The sequence below is a fragment of the Kineosporia sp. NBRC 101677 genome (genome assembly GCF_030269265.1).
GTDB lineage: Bacteria > Actinomycetota > Actinomycetes > Actinomycetales > Kineosporiaceae > Kineosporia > Kineosporia rhizophila.
The window spans coordinates 785,722-796,131 of the sequence record NZ_BSTA01000002.1; the positions used below are offsets into that span (position 1 = coordinate 785,722).

General features: G+C 70.2%; 8 protein-coding genes. 4 read left to right on the forward strand and 4 right to left on the reverse strand.

The genetic code is table 11. The features are described from left to right. Positions 1-21: 21 nt before the first annotated feature. Positions 22-885, reverse strand: a complete 864-nt coding sequence (locus tag QSK18_RS08980; RefSeq protein WP_285617735.1) for a uracil-DNA glycosylase — start codon at positions 883-885, stop codon at positions 22-24. Positions 886-926: 41 nt separating this feature from the next. On the opposite strand from QSK18_RS08980, the gene QSK18_RS08985 reads away from it, so the two are divergent. Next, positions 927-1,661 (forward strand): hypothetical protein, encoded by a 735-nt coding sequence (locus QSK18_RS08985; RefSeq protein WP_232809240.1) that lies wholly within the window; start codon positions 927-929, stop codon positions 1,659-1,661. A 75-nt stretch (positions 1,662-1,736) separates the two neighbouring features. Here the strand turns inward: QSK18_RS08985 and QSK18_RS08990 are convergent, their stop codons facing one another. Next, the gene (locus QSK18_RS08990) at positions 1,737-2,468 is read right to left on the reverse strand and encodes a phosphoadenylyl-sulfate reductase (RefSeq protein ID WP_285617736.1); all 732 of its coding nucleotides are present in this window, start codon (positions 2,466-2,468) and stop codon (positions 1,737-1,739) included. Positions 2,469-2,708: 240 nt separating this feature from the next. Further along, complete coding sequence (locus QSK18_RS08995; RefSeq protein WP_232809238.1) at positions 2,709-4,430, reverse strand: nitrite/sulfite reductase; 1,722 nt, start codon at positions 4,428-4,430, stop codon at positions 2,709-2,711. 663 nt (positions 4,431-5,093) lie between these two features. On the opposite strand from QSK18_RS08995, the gene QSK18_RS09000 reads away from it, so the two are divergent. From QSK18_RS09000 to QSK18_RS09010, 3 genes are all read left to right on the forward strand, one after another. Then, positions 5,094-6,272 (forward strand): acyl-CoA dehydrogenase family protein, encoded by a 1,179-nt coding sequence (locus QSK18_RS09000; protein ID WP_285617737.1) that lies wholly within the window; start codon positions 5,094-5,096, stop codon positions 6,270-6,272. Positions 6,273-6,325: 53 nt separating this feature from the next. After that, positions 6,326-6,955, forward strand: a complete 630-nt coding sequence (locus QSK18_RS09005; protein WP_285617738.1) for a Dps family protein — start codon at positions 6,326-6,328, stop codon at positions 6,953-6,955. 151 nt (positions 6,956-7,106) lie between these two features. After that, entirely contained in the window at positions 7,107-8,186 is a 1,080-nt protein-coding gene (locus QSK18_RS09010; RefSeq protein ID WP_285617739.1) for a general stress protein, read from the forward strand. Positions 8,187-9,606: 1,420 nt separating this feature from the next. On the opposite strand, the gene QSK18_RS09015 is transcribed toward QSK18_RS09010, so the two are convergent. Then, a partial coding sequence (locus tag QSK18_RS09015; RefSeq protein ID WP_285617740.1) for a P1 family peptidase occupies positions 9,607-10,410 on the reverse strand: 804 nt, incomplete at its 5' end.

Genomic DNA, 10,410 nt, shown 5'->3' on the forward strand with positions numbered 1-10,410 from the left:
TTCTCCTTGTCGGACAGCGGGTCACGAGCGGGTCAGGGCGCCGGCCTGGGCGATCACCGAGTCGAGCATCTCCTCGGTGAGCCGGCCGGTGAAGGTGTTCTGCTGGGAGACGTGGTAGCAGCCCACCAGCCAGATCCCGGGGGCTCCGGGCCGGAGCAGTTCCACCTGGGCGCCGTGCCCGAAGCGAGGTCGGGGCACGGGGACCGTCCAGCCTGCCCGCCGGGCGGCCCGCAGGGCGCTGTCCCAGGCGAAGGTACCGAGGGCCAGCATCACCCGTAGGTGCGGCAGTAGTTCCAATTCCCGGTCCAGCCACGGCGCGCAGGCATCCCGCTCCGACGGCAGCGGTTTGTTGTCCGGCGGCGCGCAGCGCACTGGGGCGGCGATACGCACTCCGGACAGCGACTGCCCGTCCCCGGCGATCTCGCTGCGCTCCTGCGACGCGTAACCGGCCCGATGCAAGGCCGCGAAGATCCAGTCGCCGGAACGGTCTCCGGTGAACACGCGGCCGGTGCGGTTACCCCCGTGGGCGGCCGGAGCGAGGCCCACCACGAGCAGGGAGGCCAGCGGATCGCCCCAGCCGGGAATCGGCCGCCCCCAGTAGGGCTGCCCTCGGTAGGCGCGCCGACCCGTACGGGCAACTTCCTCCCGCCAGCTCACCAGCCGGGGGCAGGCAGCGCAGACCGACTGCCGCGCCTCGAGCTCGGCAAGGTTTCCTGAGCCGCGGGAAAGCCTGCGTACGGACGAGTCGCGGCGGGCTACCGGGGTGTCGGCGGTGGCCGGATCCTCGGGCCAGCCGGTGCCGGGTGGCACCGGAGATGGGAAACGCTGCCCCGTCAAGGGATGCGGCAGCGCCGGAACCGGGTGCGATTCGGGTGCGTTGTCCACGCTGACATGCTGCCCCCTCATCCGCGAGTAGGTTGAACGACATGAGTGCAGAGGCCGTGAAGCCACCCGCGTCCCTGGTCGGCCAGGCCGTGGTCTGCGGCATCGCCGTGGCCGCCACCCGGTTCGTCCCGGTGCCGCTGCTCGACGACGCGATCCATCTGCGCGCCACCCAGGTCGCGGTGGTCCGCACGCTGCGCGCCGGCGGCCGCAGCTACCCCTCCCGGCAGGTGGCGGCGCTCTACGAGGGGGCCGACGCGGGCGGGGTCTTCCACGAGGCGATGAAGTACGTGCGCTCGGTGCCGCGCCGGGTGATCCTCTTCCCGGTGCGCAAGTACGTGAAGATCTTCGGCGCGGTGAAGGGGGTGCCGACCGACGTGATGAAGGTCGTGCTGCTCTCCCGCGCGGTGCACCGCGCCCTGGCCCAGGGCTACCTGAGCGACCAGACCGAAGAGGACCGGCGCAAGGACGAGGCCCGGCTGGTGCGGCGGGCCTACGACGAGGCGCTGCAGGGGATGGACCTGCGGCTGCTCTCGGCCGCCATCGCCGACGGGCTGTCCCAGGGTCGCAAGCTCACCCCGGCCGCGGTCAAGTTCGCCCGGAACACGTTCGGCAAGCCGGAGGACGAGAAGGTCACCGACGCCGAACTGAAGCCGCAGGGCGAGGTGGGCGAGAGCGTCGAGCGGGTCGAGGAGGCGCTGGCCCGCCCCGAGATCCAGGTCATCCTCGAGCGTTTCGACACCGAGTTCGACCGTGAGCTGGGTAAGCAGAAGCACTGAACCGAAACAAAAACAAATGTGGGACGTCGGTGAGCCTCCGAGCGGTCGGCTCACCGACGTCCCACATTCGTTTTACTACAGGTGAATTCCGCACTCCGACTTGGCGCGCCCGGCCCAGCGGCCGGCCCGGGCGTCCTCACCCGGCGCCACCGCGCGGGTGCAGGGACCGCACCCGATCGAGCGATAACCCATCTGCAGCAAGGGATTGCTCAGCACCTCGGGGTGGGCGTCCTGGTAGGCGTCCACGTCCTCGTCGGTCCAGGTCGCGATCGGCGCCAGCTTGAGCAGGTCGCGCTTGGCGTCCCACTGCACGATCGGGGTGTTGGCGCGGGCCTCGGACTCGCTGCGCCGCAGACCGGTGGCCCAGGCCCGGTAACCCCGCAGAGCATTGTTCAGCGGGGCGACCTTTCGCATGGCGCAGCAGGCGTCCGGGTTGGTCTGGTACAGCTTTCCGCGCTGCGCCTCGTGCTCCTGCACCGACTCCTTGGGGCGGATGCTGAGCATCCGCAGCGGGTAGGAGTGCTGGACCGCGGCCGCGGTGCCGACCGTCTCGGCGAAGTGGTAGCCGGTGTCGACGAAGAGCATGTCGGTGCCCGGCACCGCCCGCGAGGTCAGGTGCGCCAGCACGGTGTCGCCCATCGACGCGGTGATCACCAGGCTCTTGCCGAAAGCCTTTCCGGCCCAGCCCAGCACGGTGAGCGGGTCGGCGCCCTCGAGCACCCGGTTGGCCTCGGCCGCGAAGGCACGCGGGTCTTCCTCGAGCGCGGCCGCGACGTCCTCGGGCCGGCTGATCAGGGATCCGATCATGATGTCACTCTCCAGTGCGAGGGCCGGGGGACCCTGCGGGCGTGGAACGTGTACCGGGAACAGGGGTTCCGAGCTGCTCCGGACGGTGCAGTCCGTGGAACGAGAGGCTGAAGACGCGCAGGCAGTTACGACAGTGCCAGCCACCGCGGGTGAGGCCGTCGACCGATCCGGAGGCGACCGGCCGCAGGTCCTCCTCACCGCAGAACGGGCAGCAGTAGGGAACCGTCCGCGCGTCCGAGCTCACTTCAGGTCCGCCTCGTCGGCCCGGACCACCCAGGCCGCGAACGACTCGTCGTCGGTGCGCTGCTTCAGCCAGGTGCGCACGATCCGCTCGACGAAGTCGGGCAGGTCGGCCGCCGTGGTCTTCAGACCGCGCACCTTGCGGCCGAAACCGGCGTGCGCGCCGAGCCCGCCGCCGAGGTGGATCTGGAAGCCGTCGACCGTCTCGCCCTGCGGGTCGGCCGGGTTCGGCAACTGCACACCCTTCAGGCCGATGTCGGCGATCTGGGCCCGGGCGCAGGAGTTCGGGCAGCCGTTCATGTTGATCGTCAGGCCCGGGCCGTCCAGGGTGAACAGTTCGGGGACGTCGGCCAGCCGGTTCTCGAGTTCGCTCACCAGGGTGGTGGCGGTGGACTTGGTGGCGGTGATCGCGAGCTTGCAGAACTCGATCCCGGTGCATGCCATGGTGCCCCGCCGGAACGCCGAGGCCCGGGCCGTGAGCCCGATCTCCTCGAGCGCGTCGAGCAGGTCGGGCACCTTCGAGGCGACCACGTCGAGGATCACGATCTTCTGCTGCGGGGTGAACCGCAGCCGGTCGCTGCCCGCCGCCTCGGCCGCGTCGGCCAGCTTCGCCAGCACCGTGCCGCTGATCCGGCCGACCACCGGGGCCACCCCGACGTAGAACTTGCCGTTCTTCTGCCGGTGCACGCCCACGTGGTCGTGCCGGCCCTTCGGCAGTTCCGGCGCCGGGCCGTCGATCAGCTTGCGGCCCAGGTACTCCTGCTCGAGCACCTCACGGAACACGTCCGGGCCCCAGTCGGCCATCAGGAACTTCAGCCGGGCCCGGGAGCGCAGCCGGCGGTAGCCGTAGTCCCGGAAGATCTTGATCACGCCGTGCCAGACGTCGGGCACCTCGTCCAGCGGCACCCAGGCGCCCAGCCGCTTGCCGAGCATCGGGTTGGTCGAGAGCCCGCCGCCCACCCACAGGTCGAAACCTGGCCCGTGCTCGGGGTGCACGACCCCGACGAAGGCCACGTCGTGGATCTCGTGGGCCACGTCCTGGTTGGGGTTGCCGCTGATCGCCGTCTTGAACTTACGCGGCAGGTTCTGCAGTTCCTCGTCCCCGACGAACAGTTCCCGGATCTTCTCCACCGCGGGCGTGCCGTCGATGATCTCGTCGGCGGCCACTCCGGCGACCGGCGAGCCGAGGATCACGCGCGGGGTGTCCCCGCAGGCGTCGGTGGTGATCAGACCCGCATCGCCCAGCCGGGTCCAGATCTCGGGCATGTCCTCGATCCGGATCCAGTGGTACTGGATGTTCTGCCGGTCGGTGACGTCGGCGGTGTCCTGCGCGTAACGGGTGGAGATGTCGGCGAGTGTGCGCAGCTGCCTCAGGTCGACGGCACCGCCGTCGGTGCGCACCCGGAGCATGAAGTACTCGTCGTCCAGCTCGTGCGGCTCCAGCGAGGTGGTCCGCCCGCCCGGGATCCCCGGACGCCGCTGGGTGTACAGACCCCACCAGCGCATCCGGCCCCTCAGGTCGTCCCCGGGGATGCTGTCGAAACCCTGCTTCGCGTACGTCTCGAAGACCCGGTCCTTGACGGCCAGGCCGCCCTCCTTGGCCTTCCACTCCTCGTTCGGGGTGAGCGGGGTGGTCTCGCCCAGGGCCCACTGGCCCTCCGAGCGCTTGGGTCGGGGCGGGAAGACGGTACCGGCGCCGATCTGCGCGGTGTCGGTGCTCACGAGCGGTTCCTCCGGGTGACGGTCTGATGACGGGTTGTGGTGCGCGCACCCCAGAACCGCGTGCGCCAGCCGCCGGAGGCCGCGGACTGTCGCGGCGTCACCGGGGGGTGACGTGCTGGTGTTCCAGTGGGGCGAGCGCGGATCGGGCCGGCTAGGTCACCGACAGGCTGCGCTCGCGGTCCGGAGCAGGTCGACGTAGGCCCGTCGGGTCAGGCTCGGCCGGGGGGCGGAGCTGATCGTGGAACCTCGGGGCGACACCTGCGCTGGCATGTTCTCCTCCATCGGTCCTGGCGGTAGCACCGGCGCCGCCCCGGGTGGGGCGGGTGGTTGCTGCGGCGTCCTGGAGCCAGGTCTCTCGGCCGCTCTGGATGGTTTTCTTGACCGTACGTTCACATAACGGGATCGTCAACGAGCAAGTCCAGGATTTGGGACGACCAAAGCGCTGCTTTGGTCTCGCCGCGTCACTGGTCGGGCGGCCGGGTCGGGCCACGCCTAGGGGGAACCTGCAGCCTGCGGCCCGAATTCCTGCTACTCAACGGTCACCTGCAGGAGCCGCCGCGTTACGAAGTGGTGTCGCTCACATTCGTAGCGTGTGCACCCGTTCGGGTGAGCGGACGTACATTTGGCCGTACAAAGTCCGGCCAAGTGACGGGAGCAGAAGCAATGGGGCGTCTGCAGAGCACCGAGGGACTGAGCGACGAGCAGCGGGAGATCCTGCGCACCGTCCGGGCCTTCGTCGACGAGCGCATCCTCCCGGTCGCCACCGAGCTGGAACACCGCGACGAGTACCCCACGCAGATCGTCGAGGGCCTGCGGCAGATGGGCGTCTTCGGCCTGACCATCGGCGAGGAGTACGGCGGGCTCGGGGAGTCGCTGCTGACCTACGCCCTGGTGGTCGAGGAGCTCTCCCGGGGCTGGATGAGCGTCTCGGGCATCGTCAACACCCACTTCATCGTCGCCTGGATGCTTCAGCAGCACGGCACCGACGAGCAGAAGCGGCGCTACCTGCCCCGGATGGCCACCGGAGAGGTGCGGGGGGCCTTCTCGATGTCCGAGCCGCACTGTGGGTCCGACGTCGCGGCGATCCGCACCCGGGCGGTGCCGGAGGGTGCGGGCTGGTCGCTCACCGGGCAGAAGATGTGGCTGACCAACGGCGCCTCGGCCAACCTGGTGGCGGTGCTGACCCGGACCGGCGAGGGGTACGGGGGGATGACCACGTTCCTGGTCGAGAAGGAGCCCGGGTTCGGCGAGGTGGCGCCCGGCCTGAGCGTGCCGGGCAAGATCGACAAGATGGGTTACAAGGGTGTCGACACCACCGAACTGATCATGGACGGGTGGCGCACGGGTCAGGAGCAGATCCTCGGCGGGGTCACGGGGCGGGGTTTCTACCAGATGATGGACGGGGTCGAGGTGGGCCGGGTGAACGTGGCCGCCCGGGCCTGCGGGGTGGCTCTGCGCGCCTTCCAGCTCGCCATCGACTACGCCCAGGTGCGGGAGAGCTTCGGCCGGCGCATCGCCGACCACCAGGCGGTGCAGTTCCGGCTCGCCGAGATGGCGGTGAAGGTCGAGGCGGCGCACCAGATGATGGTCCGGGCGGCCCGGGTGAAGGACGCCGGCGCCCGCAACGACCTCGAGGCGGGCATGGCCAAGTACCTGGCCGCCGAGTACTGCAGCCAGGTGGTGGAGGACGCGTTCCGGATCCACGGCGGCTACGGCTACTCGCGCGAGTACGAGATCGAGCGGCTCTACCGGGAGGCCCCGATGCTGCTGATCGGCGAGGGCACGGCCGACGTGCAGCGGATGGTGATCGGCCGCCGGCTGCTGGAGGAGTACGCCCGCTGAGCGCCCGGCGTCTCGACCTGCGTGCTAACGACAGCGGTCATAGCGTTTTTCGCATGGCTACCACGACCTCTTCCACCAGCAGCAAGGAACAGCTCACCACGACGCAGATCAGCCCGAACCAGCCGGACGCGTTCCAGGGCACGCCCAGCTACACGGTGCCGGGCCTGACCATCGAGCAGGGTGCGGCCACCGCCGCCGCGCTGCAGCGCATCCTGAACACCTACAACGACCTGCACCTGACGCTGAAGCACGTGCACTGGAACGTGGTCGGGCCGAACTTCATCTCGGTCCACGAGATGATCGACCCGCAGGTCGAGACGATCCGGGGCTACGCCGACGACGTGGCCGAGCGGATCGCCACCCTGGGCAGCTCGCCGCAGGGCACCCCCGGCGCCCTGGTGGAGCAGCGCGACTGGGACGACTACTCGATCGGCCGGGCCGGTGCGATCGAGCACCTGGCCGCCCTCGACGCGGTGTACGTCGGTGTGATCCAGAGCATCCGTAAGGCGGCCGAGGAGACCGAGGAGCTCGACGACGTCACCAACGACCTGCTGATCGGGCACCTGCACGAGATCGAGCAGTTCCACTGGTTCGTCCGGGCCCACCTGGAGAACGCCGGTGGCGTGCTGAGCACCACGGGCGAGACCACCGAGAAGGGCTCGGCCAAGGCCGCGACCTCCTGACGCGGGCGGATTCCGCCTTCGGCTGACAACCGGCCTGGGCGGAAACTCCCCGGGCGGCTCCGGTCGTTGAACACTGCGAGTCACCTGAAGAGATCCCGGTGGTCCCGGGCGCGGATGCGCCGGGGCCGCGGGATCGGGGAGAATGATCACCATGTCGAACCTCAGTTCGCTCCGGTCGCAGTCGCAGACCGGGCTGCCCACCCCGCCCCGTGGCGACACCATCGCGCAGTACGCCACGTACGTCGAGGCGCAGCGTGCTGTCGACTACTTGTCCGACAACCACTTCCCGGTCCAGGCGGTCACCATCGTGGGGGTCGACCTGCAGATGGTCGAGCGGGTCACCGGCCGCCTCACCTACTCCCGGGTGGCGATCGCGGGCATGCTCTCGGGCGCCTGGTTCGGTCTCTTCGTCGGGCTGCTGATCTCTCTGTTCGGCAGCGCCGAGGGCTTCAGCGTGCTGGCCGCGATGCTGATCGGTGCGGCCTTCGGCGGCCTGTTCGGCCTGATCTCCTACGCGTTCACCGGCGGCCGCCGCGACTTCACCTCCACCAGCCAGATCGTGGCAGGGGAGTACCGGGTGCTGTGCCTCAGCGAGCAGGCCGGGGCAGCGCGTCAGCTGCTGGGCAAGCTGGCCGACGAGGGCGGCCCCCGCAGCCGCCCCGACCGCCCCGACACCACCGTCTCCCCGATGCACCAGCCCTACCCCGGGCAGTACCCCCAGCAGCAGCACCCCCAGCAGCAGCACGGCCAGCCCTACCCGCCGCAGAACCAGTGGGGCCAGCCCTGGGGCAGCCCCCAGCAGCCCGGCCCCTACGGCCAGCCCGCCCCCGGTCAGCCCGGCCCTGGCCAGTACAACCAGCCCGGTCAGCCCGCCCCCGGTCAGTACGGCCAGCCGGGTCAGCCCGCCCCCGGCCAGTACGGCACCCCGGGCCAGCCTGCCCCCGGTCAGTACGGCACCCCGGGTCAGCCCGGCCCCGGCCAGTACAGCCAGCCGGGTCAGCCCGGCCAGCCTGCCCCGCAGGACGTGCCGCAGCCGGCCCCCACCGGCCCCACCTACAGCGAGATGATCGAGCGCAGGCGCGCCGAAGAACGCGAAGCCGCCGACCGTGAGGCCGCCGAGAAGCACCGCCGCCAGCAGGCCGAGCGGGAGGCCGCCGAACAGCGCGCCCGCGAGCAGGCCCAGGCCACCCAGCCGCAGCCGACCTCGGAGCCGGAAAAGCGCGACGAGTAGCCAGGAGTCGCGGCCGGTCGATGCACCGGCCGTTGCGGGTGGTGGTCAGGTGCGAGGCAGAGGCTGCCTGGCCAGCTTGCCTGTGATTCGGTCTTGGCTCACCCGTTTGCCATCGACCTCGAAGCCGGAAAAGCGCGAGGCGTAGCCGGGATTCGTGGCGAGTTAATACGTCGGTCACTGCTCGGTCGGCCGTTGCACGGTGGTCAGGTGTCGGACAGAGGATGCCGGGTCGGCATGCTCATGAGTCGGTCTTGGTCACACGGCTGCGGTTGGGCTCGGTGCCGGAAAAGCGCGAGGGGTAGCAGGGATTCGTGGCGGGTTCATGCGTCGGCTACTGCACGGTCGGGCCGTTTGTCGGGTGGTGGGGTGTTGGGCAGGGGTTGTCGCAGGTGTGCCTGTGAGCTGGTCCTAGTTACGCGGCTGCGGTTGAGTTCAGTGCCGGAAAGGCGCGGGGGTAGACGGGATTCGTGGGGAGTCGATGCGTCGGTCAGTGTTCGCAGTCGGCCGTTGCGCCGTGGGCCAGGCTTAGGGCGGAGGCTTCGGGCCGGTGGGCTTTTGAGTCAGTCTTGGTCACTCGGCTGCGGTTGGGCTCGCTGCCGGAAAGGCGCGTGGGATAGCCGGGACTTGTGACGGGTTCAGGCGTCGGCTTCTGCTCGGTTGGCCGTTTGCGGGGTGGTCGGGTGTTGGGCAGGGGTTGTCGAGCGGGTGTGCTTGTGAGCTGGTCTTGGGAACTTGGCTGCGGTTGAGTTCGGAGCCGGAAAGGCGTCAGGGGTAGCCGGGATTCGTGGCGGGTTCATGCGTCGGCCTCTGTTCGGCCGGCCGTTGCGGGGTGGGGCAGGTGGGCCTGGGCTGGGCTGATCACGCATGCCGCTCGCTCAGCGACCCCCAGCCCAGGCCAGGCCAGGCCAGGCCAGGCCACGCAGCCGCAGCCGCAGCCGCAGCCGCAGCCGCAGACGACGTCGGAGCCGGAGCCGGAGCCGGAAAGCGTGACGAGTGGGCGGGAGTCGGGGGCGCGCCGAAGCGTGGCCGCTGCACAGTCGGTCAAGTTTTGAGCGGGGCTGCCGGAGCGGCGGACTTGTGTAGGGCTTGGCGAGCAGATGTGTAACGTTCGGGCGGGCAAACGTTACGCATATGCCAGAGTTCGCCAAATGGTTACGGGCAGCTGGCGCGGGGCGGCAACCGATTCAGCGCGTGGTGGCGACTTCAGGTTGTAGATCGTTCGGGCTGCCTTCCGAAGAGGGGCCGCTCTTCGTTCGTCCCGCGGCCTGGTGAGAGCCAGCTTTCGAACGCACGGTTCCTGGTGAAGGGGCGGGCTTTTCTGGATTTTGTGAAGTTGTCGTGGGTGTGGCGCGGCAATTTCACAAGATCGTGCTTGGCCGGAGTGAAGGTCGAAGGGCGGAGCCCGAGTGTGCGGTCCGGTTCAGAAGGTGAACGAGGGGAAGCGGTCTCGGTAGGAGGGCGCGCTCAGTCCGCCGAAGGCGGTCTGGTCCACGCCGTTCGCCTCCAGCGTCGCATCCATCACCGCGAGCATCACTGCGTCTGCGGCCGCGGCCTGGACTGCGATCAGGGTGCCGAAGTCGACCTCGACCTGACCTGTGGCCAGGGCGAACACCGTGTCGCCGTCGAGCAGGGTGTGGGCGGGGGCGAGGGAGCGGGCGAGGCCGTCGTGGGCGGCGGTGGCGGTGCGGCGGGCCCGGGCCGGGTCGAGGGCGGCGTTGGTGGCTACGACGGCGAGGGTGGTGTTGGTGGCGGCGGTTTCTGCTGCGGCGGTGAGTTCGGCTAGGTAGACCGCGTTTTCGGCGGCGCTCGGGGGAGTGGGGCGGGGTAGGCCGGGCGGGACGAAGGCGGTGCCGAGCAGGGCGCCGGTGGTGTGGTCGAGCGGGGAGCCCATGGCGTTGAGTACGGCGAGGGCGCCGACCATCACGCCGCCGGGCAGCGTGATGGACGCGGTGCCGATGCCGCCCTTCAGGGTGCCGCGGGCGGCCATGGCGCCGGTGCCGGCCCCGATCACGCCCCGCGGCGTGTGGTCACGGGCTGAACTGGCTGCGGCGTAGCCCAGTTCGGCGTCTGGGTGGGCGTGTACGTCGCCGCCGCGGCCGAGGTCGAACACTGCGGCGGCGGGCACGATGGGTACCCGGATCGATGTTGGGTCGTGGACCGGGCCAGCGGCGAAGCCGAGGCCCTGCTCCAGGCACCAGCGTTGCACGCCGCCCGCGCTGGCCAG